Here is a 17,893-nt window from a genome sequence, read left to right as displayed (position 1 = left end):
AACGTTCGATTTGCAATTTTCTACTATCGATTTCAGGGCCGGCAAAAGCACTCACACTGATACGCCAGGCACCAATATCCAGGAGAAGGAGGATGTAAGTAGATGTCTGAATTGCTCAACAGGATAAGAAGAAAGAGTCTGCACGACAGAATCAGGAAGGTCGAAGAGGTCATTCCCCTGTTCAAACACGGGATGAATCTCGGCTGGTCAGGCTTCACCCCTGCCGGCTACCCGAAAGCAATACCCATCGCCCTTGCGGATTACGTGGAGAAGAACCAGCTCCAGGGGAAGATGCGGTTCAACCTCTTCATCGGCGCCTCCGTCGGCGTCGAGACCGAAGACCGTTGGGCATCCCTTGACATGATCGACCGCCGCTGGCCCTACCAGACCGGCAAGAACATCCAGGCCGGCATCAACGAAGGGCGCATCCGCATGGGGGACAAGCACCTCTCCATGTTCGCCCAAGACCTGGGGTACGGCTTCTACACCAAGGACAACGGCGGCCGCCTCGACATCGGCATCATCGAATGCTCCGCCATCACCGAGGACGGCGGCCTCGTACTGACCGCCTCCTGCGGCGCCGTGCCGGAGATCGTGCAGATTGCCGACCGGATCATCATCGAGATCAACACCTCCATCCCGAACTACGAAGGGCTCCACGACATCATCGACCCGGTCAACCCGCCCAACCGGCTCCCCTACCTCCTCAGCCGGGTTGACGACCGTGCCGGCTCCCCCTACGTCCGGATCGACACCGACAAGATCGTCGCCATCGTGGAATCGCAGTACCCCGATAACGGCCGTGCCTTCAGCGAGCAGGACAACACCTCCGAGGCCATCGCCAACAACATCCTCGACTTCTTCCAGTTCGAGGTAAAGGAAGGCCGCCTGCCGAAGAACCTGCTGCCACTTCAGTCCGGCGTCGGCTCCATCGCCAACGCTGTCATCGGCGGCCTGGCAAAAGGGCCGTTCTCGGGCCTCAAGGTCTGGACCGAGGTACTGCAGGACACCATGCTCGACCTTTTCGACTCGGGGAAACTGGATTTCGCCTCCACGGTCTCCCTCTCCTTCTCCGTCGATGGTTTCAAGCGCTTCTACGGCAACTGGGAGAAATACAGCAACAAGGTCATCATGCGTCCCCTCTCCATCGCCAACCACCCCGAGCCGATCCGGCGCCTTGGGTGCATCGCCATGAACACCCCCGTGGAGTTCGACATCTACGCCCACGCCAACTCCACCCTCGTGGGGGGAACCCGGATGATCAACGGCATCGGCGGCTCCGGCGACTTCCTGCGCAACGCCTATCTCTCCATCATGCACACGCCGTCGGCCCGCCCCAGCAAGACCGACCCGACCGGCATCACCTGCGTCGTGCCGCACGTGCCGCACGTTGACCACACCGAGCACGACCTCGACGTGCTGGTCACGGAGCAGGGGCTTGCCGATCTGCGGGGACTCGATCCGAAGAGCCGCGCCAAGCTCATCATCGACAAGTGCGCCCACCCGGACTACAAGCCGCTGCTTCGGGAATACCTCGAAATCGCGACGAAAGAGTGCATGGCCCGCAAGGCCGGCCACGAGCCCCAACTCCTTGACCGGGTTTTCAAGATGCAGGTGAACCTGGCCAAAAATGGCACCATGAAGATCGCAAACTGGGATATCTGAACCTGTATCGGCCCACAGGGATGCCGAAACGGAAAGGGAGGCAAGAACATGCGCGATTCCGACCAACTGCCGAGGTACTACCTCGGAACGGCGCTGCAGGCCATGGAAAAGGCCTATGCGCTCAATCACGACGCAACGGTGGGACAGAACATATCCCAGGCCATTGCCGCCCTGCATCAACTGATGCACCAGACGGCAGCGTCCCATGTCGCCAATGATAAGGCGCCATACGACCCCTATGAGGTAAATGAACACAACTCGGCCATCTGAGATTCGGCCGACATCCTGCGTAACAAGAGAAAAGGTCGCATTTTTGCGGCCTTTTCATTTTTACCGTCCCTTCATCCTTCCTGGAATTTCGCTCCCGTCCCGTGGAGCTGTCCCGCGGATCGCCCCTTCCCATGAAACATATATACTGATACCATGCAACCGTGCTCACTGCGGGCGCTACCGACGAACAACGGAAGGAGTTCGAAACCATGACCGCGGCATCGGCAGCCTCAAAATCCCAGAGCGCAGAGCGTGCAGAAAACCGCTTCTGGCTTCGGGAACAACTGAACCCCTACTTCTTCATTGCCATGAAGGACGAACCGGAGGCCCTGGGACTATTGACCCGGGAACTCGGGACGCTGCGGCACAACCGGCGGCTTATCCTGGCCGACCGGGATAAAGCCCTTATTCTGGCGATCGTCAACCAGCCCGGCACCCTCTACGATACCCTTCGCCGCATCCATGAGAGGGAGATATCCTACGCCATGATCGCCCACTCGGACGATCCGATCCCGGGTCTAGACCAGAACCTGGAGATACAGCGCTTCGAGTTCGACCGCAGGAGCAACGAGGAGATCCTCGCCGGCAAGGACGTGGGGGCACCGATCGGTATCAGGCGCACGGTGGCTGCGGCGTTGCGCAAGTACTACCCCGACTTCGACATGGCGGATTTCGACCGGTTGCTCCGGATCTTTTGGCTCAACAACGAGAACTACGTGCGAATCTCCCCGCCACGAAGGGTAGCCCAGGTGCTTCGTCTCTACCAGGAAGGGAACCGTCGCGGCGGCCTCTACCTTGACGTGGAAGAGATGGAGGAGAGCGGCGCAGGCCACGAATCGCGGGTCTTCTTCGCGGTGGGCAACCCTCCCCAGCAGGACTTTCTCCTCCAAGTGATGGAGGTCTTCAACCGTCTCGAACTTGGCGTGAACCGCGCCTACTGCCTCACCATCAGCAACGGAGTACACCCCTACTTCCTCGGCACGTTCTACGTGCGGCGCCGCGACGGCGGCGTGCTCGCCAGGGGATCGGAGGCCTTTAGCCGGCTTAAAGCTGAACTCTCCAACACCCAGCTTCTGGCGACCCAATCCCTCGCCTACCGCGAACTCGTCACCACCGGCCTCATGAGCGGCGAGGACGCCACCCTCACCAATGCCTTCACCGCCTTCTGCCACTCGAACCTCGCCCACAACCAGCCCGATCGTTTCGGCCCCGACGATGTGCGCGACGCATTCCTCGCCCACCCGGAGATCGCGCTCCAACTGGCCAGACTCTTCCGCGCCCGCTTCGACCCTGCCGTGGATGACCGGACCGCGGCCCATGAGACGATCCTTGCCGAGACACAAAAGGAAGTGCTGACGTACAATACCGGGCACCGTCACCTGGACGAGGTGCGGCGGACCATCTTCCGTTGCTGCCTTGCCTTCATAACCCACACCCTGAAGACGAACTTCTTCGTGCGGGAAAAGCAGGCCCTGGCCTTCCGGCTCGACCCGGCCTACCTTGCCGAACTTGGTACCGACTTCACCGCCGACCTGCCGCCGGTCATGCCGTTCCGGATCACGTTCTTCTACAGCCGCTACGGCTTCGGCTACCACATCGGCTTCTCCGACATCGCCCGGGGGGGGTGGCGCACCGTCATCTGCCGCACCGCCGACGACCTGATCACCAACGCCAACACCCTCTTCCGCGAGAACTTTGTCCTGGCCCACACCCAGCACCTGAAGAACAAGGACATCTACGAGGGGGGATCGAAGCTGGTGGTGGCCCTCGACGCTTCGGACCTGAAGGCGAAGGAACGGCAACTGGAGACCTGGCGGCTCTACAAGCTCCAGTACGGCATCACCGGCGCCTTCCTCGACATCTTCACCACAGAAAACGGTGTTGCGAAACATCCGGCCGTGGTGGACTACTATCGGGAGGACGAACCGATCGAACTGGGACCCGACGAGAACATGCACGACAACATGATCGAGACGATCGCCACCATGTCGAAGCGGAGGGGCTACATGCTCGGCATCGGCATCATGTCGAGCAAAAAGGTGGGAATCAACCACAAGGAGTACGGGGTAACTTCCACGGGAGTGGTGAAGTTTGCCGAAATTACCATGAAGGAGTTGGGGATCGACATCTGCAAGGACCCGTTCACCCTGAAGCTCACCGGCGGCCCCAACGGCGACGTGGCCGGCAACGCCATGCGGATTATGCTGGAACGCTGCCCGAAGGTAAAAATCGCGTTGATCCTCGACGGCACCGCAGCCGTCTGCGACCCCGCCGGCGCCGACCATGGCGAACTGGGCCGCATCCTCTTGAAACAGGATTTGGACGCATTCGCCCCGTCAATGCTTCACACCGGCGGATTCATGATCTTCCGGACAGGAAGCCGCCGCGAGGGGGTACGGGAGCTTTTCCGCCGAGTGGAAAAAACCGGGAAGGGGCTTGTTGAGGAGTGGATATCCCTGGATGAGTTCTCCAAGGAGTACGGGGAGCTGGTCTTCACGGTCCCGGCCGACCTTTTCATTCCGGCCGGCGGCCGTCCCGAGACCATCGACAAGGACAACTGGGAACGCTTTTTTCTCGCCGACGGCACGCCGACGGCCCGGGCCATCGTGGAGGGGGCCAACTCATTCATAACACCGGCGGCCAGGATCGAGCTCCAGAAGAAGGGGATCATCATCATGCGCGACGCCTCGGCCAACAAGTGCGGCGTCATCTCCTCCTCCTACGAGATCATCGCCAACCTGCTGCTGTCGGAGAAGGAGTTTCTGGAGCACAAGGAGCGCTATGTGGATGATGTTCTGGAGATCCTTGAAAAGCGCGCCGGCGACGAGGCGCGGCTCATCCTCAGACGCCGCCGCGAACAGCCGGGACTTCTCTGCACCGAGATTTCCGATTCCCTCAGCACCGAGATCAACGCCAACTACGCACGTCTCTTTAAGTTCTTTCAGGGGCGTCCCGGCCTCTCCCTCCAACCCATCTTCCGCCGGGCGGTGTTGGCCCACCTGCCGAAGATCATCGCCGATGAGCCCCGCTTCCGTCGCCGCCTCGCCCAGCTGCCCCCAAAGTACCTCTCGGCCATTCTGGCGGCCGAGATCGGCTCGTCAATGGTCTACAAGGGGGACCGGGAGGCGGAATTCGAGGATTTGATCCGGCTCCATCTGACGCGGAATTTCCCGGCTACGTAGCCACGGAAAGCCACCACTGAACACGAGAAGGGGGGACGCGGTCTTTACCCCATCCCCCCTTTTATCTTTGCATAAGAATCCGGAACCGAAAGCCCTTCCGTCAGACCACCCGGATAATGAATTCGGGACAGGAAGCGGCGCAGTAACCGCAGAGGATACAGGCGGCTTCGTCGAGGACCGCTTTGCCGTTGACGACCGTGAGTGCTCCGCTGGCGCAGGCATCGACACAACCGCCGCACCCCTTGCAGAAGTTCTCCATGATCCGCAGTTTCCGGCGGCGGCTTTCGAGCTGCCGCCACACCTCGTCCTCGGGAGCATTGCCGGAGAAGAGGGCGATATTCGCCTCCACCTCCGCCTCTGAGAGCATCCCGATCGCCACGCCGTGGACCCCTTCGAGCCCCCGCACGTACGCAAGGCTCGCGCGGGCCTCGGCGATCAGGTTCCCTCCCGCCAGGGCCTTCATGGCATAGATACCCTTCCCCGCCCTGGCACAGGCGGCAATAGCCTCCGCCATCTCCGCCGCGCTGCCGTCGAGGATTCCCATGCCGGTCCGGTTGATGAGAGGATGGACCACCTCGATCTCCGGATGGTCAGCCGCCTTCAGGATGGCACAGATGTAGTGGGAGGAAAGCCCCACATGGCCGATCTTCCCCTCCTCCTTCATCCGCAGCAGTTCCGCCAGCACGTCGGCTCGGTCGGTGAACGGATCGGCCACCCGGGCGCCATGGAGGTGGACGATATCAAGCCGCTCCCGCCCCAACTCTCGCAACCCCTTCTCCACATGGGCGCGGGCCGTTGGGCCGTCGTTGGCGTGGGTCTTGGTGACAATGGTCACGTCCCCCTGCCAGCCGGCGATTCCTTCCCGCACATGGGGATAGGTATCGTAGAGCGTCGCGGTGTCGATCATGGTAACCCCGTGTTCCAGGGCATGGCGGATGAGGCGGCCCCCTTCGGACGGGGAGAGCCCAGCCTGGAGAGGACCCAGGGGAAGCGTGCCGAACACGAGCGGGAAGATCGAGATAGTGGTGGTACCGAGCATTACGTGATTCATGAAATCCTCACTTCAGAACGCTTACCCTACAGCAAGGCCCCTGTTTTGATCCGGATGCCGGTTTCGTGGGTAACGCCGTCGACTTCCAGATACACCGTTCCTTCGGTGATGGTCACTGACCAGGTGATCGAGCGTTCCAGCCGCGCTGCCAGTGTATTGATGAATGCCTGATCCAGGCTGACAACCGTGAGATTGGGAATCCCCGCCAACCGGGGAAGGTGCTGCTGGTCCCAGTTGGCAAGCGCCCTGCCGCATGCAAGCAGAGCGACCCGTACCGCGTGGCGGCTAGCCTTGATGATGCGATCCGATTCCGGCAACCCCACCTCGACCCAGAACCGGACCCTCCCATCGGGCCCTTTCACCCAGATATCCGGCTCGTCAGCCACGCAGAGTCCCTTCGTGAAGGCAAGCTCCGACTCGTAGAAAATGGCCCATGCCAGCAATCTCGCCACAAGCCGTTCGTCGGTCTCTGACGGATGTTTTGCAACCGTCGCCTGCAGTGTTTCATAGACTCCGCGGTCGATATCCGAAAGCTGAATGGACGCTTTGTATATTGTCGATGGCAATGCCATTGTGAATAGATGCCTTTCTATGGAGCAGATCGATGTTCTCTGATCATCCGGGTAAGCTGACGATCCAAAGATGAGGCAAACCGTTGCCGGTCGGTCAATCCGAACTGGGAAGGACCGCCTTGCACAAGCCCTCCCGCCCGGAGCTCCATCATCAGGTCGCGCATGGAGAGCCGCTCTCCGACGTTTTCCTCGGTGTAGAGCTCCCCCCGAGGATCCAATGCAACCCCACCCTTGGCGACGATTCGGGCTGCAAGGGGTATGTCCGCAGTGATCACCAGGTCTTGCGGAGCGGCGTGATCTGCTATGTAGTCGTCTGCCACGTCGAATCCCTCTCCCACCACAATGGATTCGACCAAGTGTGTCTCGTGCTTGGCGAGGGTTTTGTTGGCAACCAGGCAGACCGGAATCCTGAGCCTGTCCGATGCTCTGAAAATAATCTCCTTGATTACCCTTGGGCAGGCATCCGCATCAATCCATATCTTCATAAAAGCCTCGAGCCGACACGGGAACCAGTCAATTCATCTTGATGAAACGATTGGACGTCGAGCAGTACCTGGCGAGGGATATTATTTCCCTCGGTTCACTGGATTTACATGGGAGCTTTAAAGACAGTACAGCAGAGGGTCATTTTTTGCTGAAATTGAATTTCTCGATCATGCGATGGCGATAATCGACAATATCCTTACGAAGGGAAGCAAGATTCGCCATCTTTTCATCGACCTTATTAATATGGCTATCTAGTATTTCGACTAGGCGGGGGATCATGTTTTCGGTCTTCTTTGCATCACCGTATGCCGCGCCCAGGTCCTGCATCTCCTTGATCGTCAGGCCCAGCTCCTTAAGTTTAATGATAAACCTCATCCGTCGAACCATGTACGGCGTATAGAGACGGTTTCCTCCCTCAGAGCGGTGTGAGGCCTCGATCACCCCCATCTCCTCCCAGTACCTGAGAGTCCTGGTGGTCACATCCAGCATTCTTGCCACTTCGCCAATGGTAATCAACTGTTCGGCTTCTTGTTCGGGAGCCATAGATTCTCCCCTTTACGTGAATTTTTATCATTCAATACGCCAATTACCCCTGCCTGTCAATCTCCCAGAACGTCTAAAGAGTGAGGAACCGTGCAAATACACCCTAGTTGCATTTGTTCAAATTTTTATAAAGCCGTTTTAAATAGTGTTGACATGCACGTAAAGTAGATGTAATTTATTCCCAGACGTAAGACATCATAAGCAATCGGTCGCCATAACCGCATGTTACGAGGGCACCGACCATCAGACATAAAACGTCAACGTAAGTTTTATGATTTGTTCAGTGCATATTCAGCCCAGGCCATACCCCGGATATTTGTAGTGTGAAATTTGCCACACGATATCGACAAACCATGTTCTGGATTTAACCATACCACGGCACCCTTGCCGTGAACGTCGGCGACACTGAACGAACAAAAAAAGGAGGCATGCGACATGGCAACAACCTATGACTGGGGCAACATTGCACGCAATCCGAAGTATCTGGAGCTGAAAAGGAAAAAACGGGTGTTTCTGTTCGGCTGGTGGGCAGCGTCATCGGCATTCTATTTCATGCTGCCGGTCCTGTCGGGGTATTTCCCCGAGCTGTTCAAGATGAAGATCATCGGCGTGGTGAATTTCGGCTATCTCTTCATTCTTTCCCAATTCGTTGCGGCTTTTTTCGTGGCATTCATTTACACACGGGTAGCCAATAACCAATTCGACCGCCTGACCGATGAACTCGTCAGGGAAATCCAGTAAGGGGGTTTGTATGCTGGTTAAATCTCTTTCCGCACTGTTTCTTTTGTTGTCGCTGACCACGGCCGCCATGGCCGCCGAGCCAGTCAAATCTCCCGTCCCGTCATCGCAGGCCACCTCAACACCAACCGCGCAGCAGACCGGCCCCTCGGCAGCGTCGCAACCGTCTGCTGCCAAAGCGGTTCAGCCGGCCCAGGCAGCATCTCCTGGCGCACCGGTAAAGGTAAAGCCAAACCGTGCCATCACCATCACCATGTTCATGGCAATCATCGCCGTAACCCTTTGCGTGGTCGTCTGGGCTGCCAAGCAGACCACCTCAGCCGCCGATTTCTACGCCGCGGGGGGCGGGATCACCGGCTTCCAGAACGGTTGGGCCATCGCCGGTGACTACATGTCGGCCGCCTCCTTCCTCGGGATGTCGGGACTCATCTCCCTCTACGGGATCGACGGTTTCATGTACGCGGTGGGCCCCATGTTCTCATTCATCGCGATTCTCCTCGTGGTGGCGGAGCCGTGCCGCAACGCGGGCAAGTTCACGCTGGGAGACATCCTCTCCTTCCGGGCGGCGCCCAAAACGGTACGGGGCGTTGCCGCCATCTCCACGGTTACGGTTTCCCTCTTTTACCTCATCGCCCAGATGGTCGGGGCCGGCAAGCTGATGCAGGTACTCCTCGACATTCCCTACCGGGTGTCGGTCATCGGCGTCGGCGTGCTGATGGTAGGGTACGTGGTTTTCGGTGGCATGAAGGCCACCACGTGGGTGCAGATCATCAAGGCGGGACTCCTGATGACCGGCACGGTGCTCCTTGCGGTGCTGGTCATGGTAAAGGCCGGCATGAACCCCATCTCGTTCTTCTCCGACATCGTGGGGAGCCAGATGATCCAGGACCACGTGAGGATGAACGTATTGAAGGACGCCATCCCCAAGGCTGGTTTCGATTACGGCCAGCGGTTCCTTGAGCCGGGCCTCTTCCTGAAGAACCCCCTTGACCAGATATCCCTCGGCATTGCCTGGGCCCTGGGAGCCGCCGGCCTTCCCCACATCCTCATGCGTTTCTTCACAGTCCCCAACGCCAAGGAGGCCCGCAAGTCCATCGTCGTAGCCCTCTTCATCAACTCAACCTTCTTCTTCCTCATCAACCTCATCGGTTTCGGCGCAGCACTCTACCTGACCCCGCAGCTCATCAGCTCCGTGGACAAGGGGGGGAACATGGCGACCCTCCTCCTGGCCCAGAAGCTGGGTGGCGGAGCCGGCTCCCTCGGAGGCGATATGTTCCTTGCCTTCATCTGCGCCGTGGCATTCGCCACGATCCTTGCCGTCGTGTCGGGCCTCGTGCTTGCCGCCTCGGCCGCCATCGCCCATGACATCTACGTGAACATCATCAAGGGGGGCAAGGCAGACCAGAAGGCCCAGGTGCGGACAGCGAAAATCACCTCCCTCTGCGTCGGCATCATCGCCATTTTCATGGGACTGGCCGCCGAGAAAGAAAACGTAGTGGCCCTGGTAGCCCTTGCCTTTGCGGTTGCGGCCTCCGGCAACTTCCCGGCGGTCATGCTATCCCTCTTCTGGAAGCGGTTCAATACCGCCGGCATCGTCGGCGCCCTGGTGATCGGCACGGTGAGCGCCATCGGCCTCGTCATGGTCTCCCCCAACATGACCTATCCCCAGAAGATCGCCAATGACGCCAAGAAGGTGATCGAGACCCTGGAGAAAAAGCAGGCCGAAGGGACGGTCCTCGCCGAGAAGGACATGAAGGCGCTGGAAAAGGCCCGGGGCGATTTCAAGAAGAACGACGGCGGCGTCTCCATGGTGGGGCTCAAGGCTCCCCTCTTCCCCCTGAAGAATCCGGCCATTGTCTCCCTCCCTCTGGGCCTGCTGGCGGCCATCCTCTTCACGCTCCTCTTCCGGGACCGGCGCGCCGAGGATATGTTCGACGAAATCGAAGTGCGGCAGATTACCGGCCTCGGCATCGCGAAGGCTTCGGACCACTAAGTTTCCATTCCCCCGCGCTCCCGGCGCGGGGGTTTTTCCGGCTCTCAGCGAGCATCGTACGTAAACGTAAGGAGGTTTCCCCGTGAGCTCAGAGAACGACTTCAAACGATACAGTGCGCCGTCAGCCGGCGTCGGTGACGAGGGAATACAGCTTCTGCAGGGGCTGAGCAAGGACGAGCTGATCCGGATCATCGTGGACGACGCCAAGAACTGGCTGGCCCACGACGGGCTCTGGTTCCAGGCGGTGGAGAAGCGCTACGGCATCGACGTTGCCATCGACGCAGACACAGAGGCCTGGCGGTACTTCACGGTCATCGAGGCGAAGCGGATCATAGAGCGTCTCGGGCTGCAGCCCGGCGGCGGCATCCCGGCCCTGGTGGAATGCCTGAAGCACCGGCTCTACGCCCGGCTCAACCTCCAGGACGTCATCGAGCAGAGCGAAGACCGGGTTGTTTTCAGGATGCTCGACTGCCGGGTCCAGTCGGCCCGGAAAAGAAAAGGGCTGCCGGACTTTCCCTGCAAAAGCGTCGGGCTCGTGGAGTACGCTGAATTCGCCCGGGCCGTCGACCCGCGCATCAGGACAACCTGCATCGCTTGCCCTCCCGACGGGCACCCGGATGCCTTCTGGTGCGCCTGGGAGTTCGTGTTAGAAAAATAAAGGAGGTCAACCCATGCATACCGCGTCCCCTGAAGTCTACAAAACCACCCATAAGGTCCGCTTCGTCACCGCCACGAGCCTTTTCGACGGCCACGACGCCTCCACCAACATAATCCGCCGCATTCTCCAGGCTTCCGGCGCCGAGGTGATTCACCTGGGGCACAACCGCTCCGTGGACGAGATCGTCACCGCCGCCATCCAGGAGGATGCCCAGGGAATCGCGGTCTCCTGCTACCAGGGGGGACACCTGGAGTTCTTCAAGTACATCAAGGACCAACTGCGTGAACGGGGGGCGGAGCAGGTGCGGATCTTCGGCGGCGGCGGCGGGGTCATCATCCCGGACGAGATCCGGGAACTGGAGTCCTACGGCATCTCCAAGATCTTCTCCCCCGAGGATGGCCGGCGCATGGGATTGCAGGGGATGATCAATTTCATGCTCAAGGAATGCGATTTCGCTCCCCAGCGAAACATCGACGAAGAGATCGCCAAGTTGCAGCACCAGGATATCCGGGCGGTCAACACCCTCATCACCCTGGCGGAGCAGGATGTCCACGACCACTCCAGCGGCTACGGCCCCCTGCGGGACAGGATCCGCGCCATGACCCGGCCCGCGCCGGTGGTGGGTGTCACCGGCACCGGCGGCGCCGGCAAGAGTTCCCTCACCGACGAACTGGTGCGCCGCTTCCTGAGGGACTTTCCCGACAAGAGCGTGGCCATCCTGGCGGTGGACCCGAGCCGCCAGCGGACCGGCGGGGCCCTTCTGGGGGACCGGATCCGGATGAACGCCATTAACACCAGCAAGGTCTACATGCGCTCCTTGGCCACCCGGGATTCCCACTCCGAGCTTTCCGCCGCCATCAAGGACGCCATCGACGTGGTAAAGGCCGCCGGCTTCGATCTCGTCATCGTGGAGACCAGCGGCATCGGCCAGGGTGATGCGCGGATTGTGGAGATCGCCGATGTCTCCCTCTACGTCATGACCTGCGAGTTCGGCGCTCCGACCCAGCTGGAGAAGATCGACATGCTGGACTTCGCCGATCTGATCGCCCTCAACAAGTTTGAGCGCAAAGGGGCCGAGGATGCCCTGCGCAACGTGCGCAAGCAGTACCGCCGCAACCGCAATCTGTTCGAGGCGGCTGACGAGGAGCTGCCGGTCTTCGGCACCATCGCTGCCCAGTTCAACGACCCGGGAACCAACGTCCTCTACCGGGCGCTGATCGACACCCTTAACGCCAAAGCGAAACTGGGGCTCCAGTCGAACCTTGTCATCACGGAGAAGGAGAGCCTCAAGCAGTACATCATCCCACCGGACCGAATCCACTATCTGGGAGAGATCGTGCAGACGGTGCGCGGCTACCGGAAACGGGTGCAGGAGCAGGCCAGCGTTGCCCGGCGGCTCTTCCAGCTGCAGGGGGCGAAGGAGGTAGTGGGCGAATCACCGGCCACTGGTGAACTGGACCGGCAGATCGCCCTCCACGAGACGAAACTCCACGAAGAGCCGAAAAGGGTCCTCGCCGACTGGCCCTGTCTGAAAGAATCCTACCGCCAGGACCAGCTGGTGACCAGGGTACGGGACAAGGAGATCCGCAGCGACCTCTACACCACCACCCTCTCCGGCACCCGCATCCCCAAGGTCTGCCTCCCCGACTTCGCCGACTGGGGAGAGATCGTCCGCTGGTCCATGCTGGAGAACGCGCCGGGGCTCTTCCCCTACACCGCCGGGGTCTTCCCCTTCAAGCGGGCCGAGGAGGACCCGAAGCGCCAGTTTGCCGGGGAAGGTTCGCCGGAGCGGACCAACCGCCGCTTCCACTACCTCTGCAAGGACGACGATGCCAAGCGCCTCTCCACGGCCTTCGACAGCGTAACCCTCTACGGCGAGGACCCGGACTACCCGCCAGACATCTACGGCAAGGTAGGTGAGAGCGGCGTCTCCATCTGCACCGTGGAGGACATGCAGAAGCTCTACGCCGGCTTCGACCTCTGCGCTCCCAATACGAGCGTTTCCATCACCATCAACGGCCCGGCACCCATGATGCTCGCCTTCTTCTTCAACGCCGCCATCGAGCAGCAGGCGGAGCAGTTCCGGAAGAAGAACGGCCGCGGGCCCAACGACGCCGAGTACGCCGAGATCAGGAGCTGCACCCTCCAGACCGTGCGCGGCACCGTGCAGGCCGACATCCTCAAGGAGGACCAGGGGCAGAATACCTGCATCTTCTCCACCGAGTTCGCCCTCCGGATGATGGGGGACATCCAGCAGTATTTCATCGAGCAGAAGGTGAGGAACTACTATTCGGTCTCCATCAGCGGCTACCACATCGCCGAGGCCGGCGCCAACCCCATCTCCCAGCTGGCATTCACCCTCTCCAACGGCTTTACCTACGTGGAGTACTACCTCTCCCGCGGCATGCACATCGACGACTTCGCCCCGAACCTCTCCTACTTCTTCTCCAACGGCCTCGACCCGGAATACACGGTCATCGGCCGAGTGGCGCGCCGCATCTGGGCGGTGGTCATGCGGGAGAAGTACGGCGCCAACGACCGGAGCCAGAAGCTCAAGTACCACATCCAGACCTCCGGCCGCTCCCTCCACGCCCAGGAGATGGATTTCAACGACATCCGCACGACGCTCCAGGCCCTCATGGCTATCTACGACAACTGCAACTCCCTCCACACCAACGCCTACGACGAGGCGGTCACCACCCCCACGGAGGAGTCGGTGCGCCGGGCCATGGCCATCCAGATGATCATCACCCGGGAGTTCGGCCTGGCGAAAAACGAGAACTCCTGCCAGGGGTCGTTCATCATCGAGGAACTGACCGACCTGGTGGAAGAGGCGGTGATGTGCGAATTCGAGCGGATTGACCAGCGTGGCGGGGTCCTGGGGGCAATGGAGACCCAGTACCAGCGCAGCAAGATCCAGGACGAGTCCATGCTGTACGAGCACAAGAAGCACAGCGGCGAACTCCCCATCATCGGAGTCAACTGTTTCCTCAATCCCCGCGCCTGCGAGGAGGGATACCAGGTGCCCGGCGAGCTGGCCCGGGCCACCAAAGAGGAGAAGGAGCAGCAGATTGCCAACTTGCGCGCTTTCCAGGAGCGGTACAAGGACCAGGCCCCGGCGGCCCTCAAGCGGTTGCAGGAGGCGGCAGTTGCCGGCGGCAATATCTTTGCCGAATTGATGGAAACCGCCAAGGTGGCATCCTTGGGGCAGATCAGCCATGCGCTCTATGAGGTGGGGGGAAAATACCGCAGGAACATGTGATTTGGTGGGACAAGCACAAAATCTGGGGTAAACTGGGAAAGCAATGAACTCATTAAATCCTGGAGGCATCCATGACTACCCCAACTGAAACCTCACTCTACCGGACCTTGTCGCTGGGGAGCGAACCGAAGCATCGCCGGCGTTTCATGGTGGTCGACGAGGAGATACCCGGCAATTTCCGCTTCGGCCTCCTGCTGGAAGAGCTGGATATCCTCGCCGAGCAGACGGCCATCGCATATGTCCGACGCTTTTACCCCGAGGGCCGTGTCGTGACGGCTGCCATCGACAATATCCTGGTGCGCCACGTGGTGGACGTGAACCGTGATATCGTCATGCATGCGCGGATCAACCATGTGGGTCGCTCCTCGCTGGAAGTGGGGATCCGGGTTGAGCATGCCGGCGACCCGGCAACGCACATCGCCTCCTGCTACTTCACGATGGTGGCCCGCGGCGGGGAGGGAGCCAGCGAGAGCATTCCCCTCCCCCCCCTTGAATACCGCGACGAACTGGAGCAGCAGCGGGCCGCCAAGGCCATTGCCGGCCGGGATGACTACCGCCGGCAGCAGGCGTCGCTGCTGGAGCCCCCCAGCCGGGAGGAATACGAGATGCTCGACCGGCTCCACCGGGCACAGGAAGAGCCCGGATTCACCGGCCATCCAGCCAGCCGCCTGGTGGCCGACGCCTGGGAACGGATGTACCCGGAGCAGGAGTACGTCCCCCAACGGATCTTCGGCGGCTACCTGATCCGCCGAGCCTATGAGCTGTCCGCCATCTGCTCAGAACTGGTGGCGCCGGACCGTTCCATCATCGCGGCGGTGAACCGGATCAACTTCTTCCACCCGGTGCGGCTGGGGGACAAGCTCCACTTCACCAGCCGGGTGGTCTTCACCAACGAGAGCTTTGCCTGTGTCGAAGCGAGCATCGAACGGATCAGCCGAGACCGCACCGCAGGTGCGCTCTCCAACTCGTGCCTCTTCACCTTTGTCAACGTGGACCGGGAGCTGAACCACCGACCCGTGCCTCCCATCTATCCGGCAACCTACCGGGAAGATGCCCGGTATCTGGAGGCATACCGAAGCTACCAGGCCATCACCGGCCATTACCGGATGCTCTGATACCAGCTATTCTGAAGGAGATACCTACTGATGATGACAAAAATGGAATCGGAACAGCGGATCATCCGTCTGCAGACGGAACTGCGCGCCAAGGGGATCGACGGGGCGCTCATCATTTATCCCATCGATGTCTACTACTTCACCGGCACCCGCCAGAATGCCACCCTCTGGGTGCCCGCCGACGGCAACCCGCTCCTCCTGGTGCGCAAGAGCTACAGCCGTGCCGTTAAGGAAAGCCTCATCGAGGATACCCGGCCGTTCCCCTCCAGCAAGGAATTTCCCGCCCTCTTCCCGGATTCCGTCAGGAAAGTCGGCATCACCTTCGATATCGTGCCGGTGCAGCAGTACAACTACTACGCAAAGATGCTGCCAGGCCGGGAGTTTGTGGACATTTCGGGGAGCAACCGCGAACTCCGCTCGGTCAAATCCACATGGGAACTGGAACGGATGCGGGAGAGCGGCGCCCGGTTGAGCGAGGTATTCACCCAGATCCCCTCGTTCCTGAAGGCAGGAATGCGCGAAATCGACCTTGCCGCGGAGTTCGAATGCCGGCTCCGCAGAGCCGGAAGCGAGGGGTACGTGCGGATGCGCGCCTTCAACCAGGAACTGTTCCAGGGGCTCGCCGTGTCGGCTACGGCTGACCAGCCCGGCTTCTTCGACGGAGCGGTCACGGGCCGCGGACTTTCCCCTGCGTCCCCCCACGGGGCCTCCCTTGAGGTGATTGAGCCAAATTCACCGGTCCTGATGGATTTCACCGGCATCTTCCAGGGGTACATTGTCGACATGACCCGTATTTTCGCTATCGGCACCCTCTCTCCCGAGTTTCTGCACGCCTTTGACACGGCCCTGTCCATCCAGAGGTATCTGGTCGACAACCTCAAGCCTGGCGCCATCTGCGAGGAGCTGTTCGCGAAGTCTCTGGAGATGGCCGAAGCTGCCGGCCTCGGCGGGAATTACATGGGCGCGCCGGGTGAGAACGCGAAATTCGTCGGCCACGGCGTCGGCCTGGAGCTGGACGAGTTTCCGGTCCTCGCGCAGGGGTTCAAGATGCCCCTCCAGGCGGGCCAGACCATCGCCATCGAGCCCAAGTTCGTCATCCCTGGCCAGGGAGTCATCGGCATCGAGAACACTTTTGCCGTTACCCGTGGAGGCGGCGAAAAGCTTACTCCCCTTGCGGATGACATCGTGTTTCTGTAGCAAAGCCACTGTTCTTCTTTCTCCACTTGGGCAGCCGACGGGCTGCCCTCTTTTTTGCTCTCATTCAAGGTATGATGTGGTCGAATAGAAGGCTTCAATGTCTTAGTAATGTCACCAGCAGACAGAAACACGTGACATGATTGACACAAAAATGCAGCAATTGTCGACCCACTGAATAAAGTGACTACAAATCAATACATTATAAATTTTATCTTGATTCCTGTTAAGTGGATATGGTAGAAGCCTTCCTCCAACACGACACATATTTTTTGCACGGAGATACACGATAATACTAAACCACCCGCGAGGGTGGGACGGAAAGCCTACAGGGTCTCACTGAGACAGCCGGGTCGCCGAACTATCTATCCAGATTTTCGGTACCCGGCTTTTTTTGTTTCCGGGACGCCCATGGAGGGGAGACGGGCCAGGGATTGGCCCCTGTAAGGATCCAACGCTACACAGAAGCATTCCGTCATCGCGACGGAGCGATATCGACAATACTAAACCATCTGCGAGGGTGGGACGGAAAGCCTACAGGGTCTCACCGAGACAGCCGGGTCGCCGAAATATCACAGGATATTCGGAGACTCGGCTTTTTTTATTCAATGAAAGGAGAACAAATCATGCAAGTCATTCCATCTCAGAATAGCGAACAGTGCTGCGGAGGGGGCGTCACGGGATTGTCGGCCCGCCTGTGCGGCGAGCTCGACACCTTCATCGACAGGCTGCCGCAAAAGGAGGGGCAACTGGTGAGCGTGCTCCACAAGGCCCAGAGCCTCTTCGGTTACCTGCCGCGGGAGGTTCAGGAGTTTGTTGCCCAGCGCATGGGTGAATCGCGGGCTGCGGTTTATGGAGTGGTCAGCTTCTATTCCTTTTTCACCATGGAGCCAAAAGGGAAGCATCCCATTTCGGTCTGCATGGGGACCGCCTGCTTCGTCAAGGGGGCAGGAGAGGCGTTGGAGGCCCTTCAGAAGGAGCTTGGGGTAAGGGTCGGAGAGGTTTCCGCCGATGGCCTCTTTTCCATCGACGCCCTTCGTTGTGTCGGGGCCTGCGGGCTGGCGCCCGTGGTCATGGTGGGCGAGAAGGTCTACGGGAAAATCACCACTGCGAACCAGGTGAAGGAGATCCTGACTGAATACAAAAACAAAGAGGTACATTGAT

At 60.0% G+C, this 17,893-nt stretch carries 14 protein-coding genes and 2 riboswitches; of the genes, 10 read left to right on the top strand and 4 right to left on the bottom strand.

From position 1 onward, the window contains the following. Positions 1-102 precede the first annotated feature (102 nt). From scpC to KI811_RS04355, 3 genes are all read left to right on the top strand, one after another. Entirely contained in the window at positions 103-1,665 is a 1,563-nt protein-coding gene (scpC, locus tag KI811_RS04365; RefSeq protein ID WP_214185275.1) for a succinyl-CoA:acetate CoA-transferase ScpC, read from the top strand. A 48-nt stretch (positions 1,666-1,713) separates the two neighbouring features. Beyond that, positions 1,714-1,935, top strand: a complete 222-nt coding sequence (locus KI811_RS04360; RefSeq protein WP_214185274.1) for a hypothetical protein — start codon at positions 1,714-1,716, stop codon at positions 1,933-1,935. 209 nt (positions 1,936-2,144) lie between these two features. Beyond that, on the top strand, positions 2,145-5,117 hold the full coding sequence (locus KI811_RS04355; protein ID WP_214185273.1) for an NAD-glutamate dehydrogenase domain-containing protein: 2,973 nt from the start codon (positions 2,145-2,147) through the stop codon (positions 5,115-5,117). A gap of 100 nt (positions 5,118-5,217) precedes the next feature. Here the strand turns inward: KI811_RS04355 and KI811_RS04350 are convergent, their stop codons facing one another. The 4 genes from KI811_RS04350 to KI811_RS04335 form a co-directional block, all read right to left on the bottom strand. Beyond that, the gene (locus tag KI811_RS04350; protein ID WP_214185272.1) at positions 5,218-6,168 is read right to left on the bottom strand and encodes an aldo/keto reductase; all 951 of its coding nucleotides are present in this window, start codon (positions 6,166-6,168) and stop codon (positions 5,218-5,220) included. Between the two features lie 26 nt (positions 6,169-6,194). Beyond that, positions 6,195-6,740 carry a YaeQ family protein gene (locus tag KI811_RS04345; protein WP_214185271.1) on the bottom strand — a complete coding sequence of 182 codons (546 nt, stop codon included), beginning with the start codon at positions 6,738-6,740 and terminating at the stop codon, positions 6,195-6,197. A 17-nt stretch (positions 6,741-6,757) separates the two neighbouring features. After that, on the bottom strand, positions 6,758-7,225 hold the full coding sequence (locus KI811_RS04340; protein ID WP_214185270.1) for a YaiI/YqxD family protein: 468 nt from the start codon (positions 7,223-7,225) through the stop codon (positions 6,758-6,760). A gap of 139 nt (positions 7,226-7,364) precedes the next feature. Then, positions 7,365-7,769: a helix-turn-helix domain-containing protein gene (locus tag KI811_RS04335; RefSeq protein ID WP_214185269.1), complete on the bottom strand. Its 405-nt coding sequence runs from the start codon at positions 7,767-7,769 to the stop codon at positions 7,365-7,367. A gap of 435 nt (positions 7,770-8,204) precedes the next feature. Here KI811_RS04335 and KI811_RS04330 point away from each other — a divergent pair, with 435 nt between their 5' ends. From KI811_RS04330 to KI811_RS04300, 7 genes are all read left to right on the top strand, one after another. Continuing rightward, complete coding sequence (locus KI811_RS04330) at positions 8,205-8,510, top strand: DUF485 domain-containing protein (RefSeq protein WP_214185268.1); 306 nt, start codon at positions 8,205-8,207, stop codon at positions 8,508-8,510. 13 nt (positions 8,511-8,523) lie between these two features. Further along, on the top strand, positions 8,524-10,500 hold the full coding sequence (locus KI811_RS04325; protein ID WP_214185546.1) for a solute symporter family protein: 1,977 nt from the start codon (positions 8,524-8,526) through the stop codon (positions 10,498-10,500). Between the two features lie 82 nt (positions 10,501-10,582). After that, positions 10,583-11,158 (top strand): DUF6125 family protein, encoded by a 576-nt coding sequence (locus KI811_RS04320; protein ID WP_214185267.1) that lies wholly within the window; start codon positions 10,583-10,585, stop codon positions 11,156-11,158. Between the two features lie 13 nt (positions 11,159-11,171). After that, the gene (icmF, locus tag KI811_RS04315) at positions 11,172-14,420 is read left to right on the top strand and encodes a fused isobutyryl-CoA mutase/GTPase IcmF (protein ID WP_214185266.1); all 3,249 of its coding nucleotides are present in this window, start codon (positions 11,172-11,174) and stop codon (positions 14,418-14,420) included. 71 nt (positions 14,421-14,491) lie between these two features. Further along, on the top strand, positions 14,492-15,535 hold the full coding sequence (locus KI811_RS04310) for an acyl-CoA thioesterase (protein WP_214185265.1): 1,044 nt from the start codon (positions 14,492-14,494) through the stop codon (positions 15,533-15,535). A 30-nt stretch (positions 15,536-15,565) separates the two neighbouring features. Beyond that, a complete protein-coding gene (locus KI811_RS04305; RefSeq protein WP_214185264.1) occupies positions 15,566-16,732 on the top strand; it encodes a M24 family metallopeptidase in 1,167 nt (388 codons plus the stop codon). A gap of 281 nt (positions 16,733-17,013) precedes the next feature. After that, positions 17,014-17,090: riboswitch (cyclic di-GMP riboswitch) on the top strand. 131 nt (positions 17,091-17,221) lie between these two features. Next, positions 17,222-17,298: riboswitch (cyclic di-GMP riboswitch) on the top strand. Positions 17,299-17,355: 57 nt separating this feature from the next. Beyond that, the gene (locus tag KI811_RS04300; protein WP_214185263.1) at positions 17,356-17,892 is read left to right on the top strand and encodes an NADH-quinone oxidoreductase subunit NuoE family protein; all 537 of its coding nucleotides are present in this window, start codon (positions 17,356-17,358) and stop codon (positions 17,890-17,892) included. The last annotated feature ends 1 nt before the right edge of the window (position 17,893 follow it).

Origin of the sequence: Geobacter hydrogenophilus, from assembly GCF_018501225.1 — a bacterium.
Taxonomy (GTDB): Bacteria; Desulfobacterota; Desulfuromonadia; order Geobacterales; family Geobacteraceae; genus Geobacter; species Geobacter hydrogenophilus.
Note: the sequence above shows the minus strand (reverse complement) of the source record. Positions and strands in the feature narration are given on the sequence as shown.

Excerpts from the sequence above, each read along its gene's own strand:
- scpC (WP_214185275.1), top strand. The coding sequence starts at position 103 with ATGTCTGAATTGCTCAACAGGATAAGAAGAAAGAGTCTGCACGACAGA.
- KI811_RS04350 (WP_214185272.1), bottom strand. The coding sequence starts at position 6,168 with ATGAATCACGTAATGCTCGGTACCACCACTATCTCGATCTTCCCGCTC.
- KI811_RS04360 (WP_214185274.1), top strand. The coding sequence starts at position 1,714 with ATGCGCGATTCCGACCAACTGCCGAGGTACTACCTCGGAACGGCGCTG.
- KI811_RS04330 (WP_214185268.1), top strand. The coding sequence starts at position 8,205 with ATGGCAACAACCTATGACTGGGGCAACATTGCACGCAATCCGAAGTAT.
- KI811_RS04305 (WP_214185264.1), top strand. The coding sequence starts at position 15,566 with ATGATGACAAAAATGGAATCGGAACAGCGGATCATCCGTCTGCAGACG.
- KI811_RS04310 (WP_214185265.1), top strand. The coding sequence starts at position 14,492 with ATGACTACCCCAACTGAAACCTCACTCTACCGGACCTTGTCGCTGGGG.
- KI811_RS04355 (WP_214185273.1), top strand. The coding sequence starts at position 2,145 with ATGACCGCGGCATCGGCAGCCTCAAAATCCCAGAGCGCAGAGCGTGCA.
- icmF (WP_214185266.1), top strand. The coding sequence starts at position 11,172 with ATGCATACCGCGTCCCCTGAAGTCTACAAAACCACCCATAAGGTCCGC.
- KI811_RS04335 (WP_214185269.1), bottom strand. The coding sequence starts at position 7,769 with ATGGCTCCCGAACAAGAAGCCGAACAGTTGATTACCATTGGCGAAGTG.
- KI811_RS04340 (WP_214185270.1), bottom strand. The coding sequence starts at position 7,225 with ATGAAGATATGGATTGATGCGGATGCCTGCCCAAGGGTAATCAAGGAG.
- KI811_RS04345 (WP_214185271.1), bottom strand. The coding sequence starts at position 6,740 with ATGGCATTGCCATCGACAATATACAAAGCGTCCATTCAGCTTTCGGAT.
- KI811_RS04300 (WP_214185263.1), top strand. The coding sequence starts at position 17,356 with ATGCAAGTCATTCCATCTCAGAATAGCGAACAGTGCTGCGGAGGGGGC.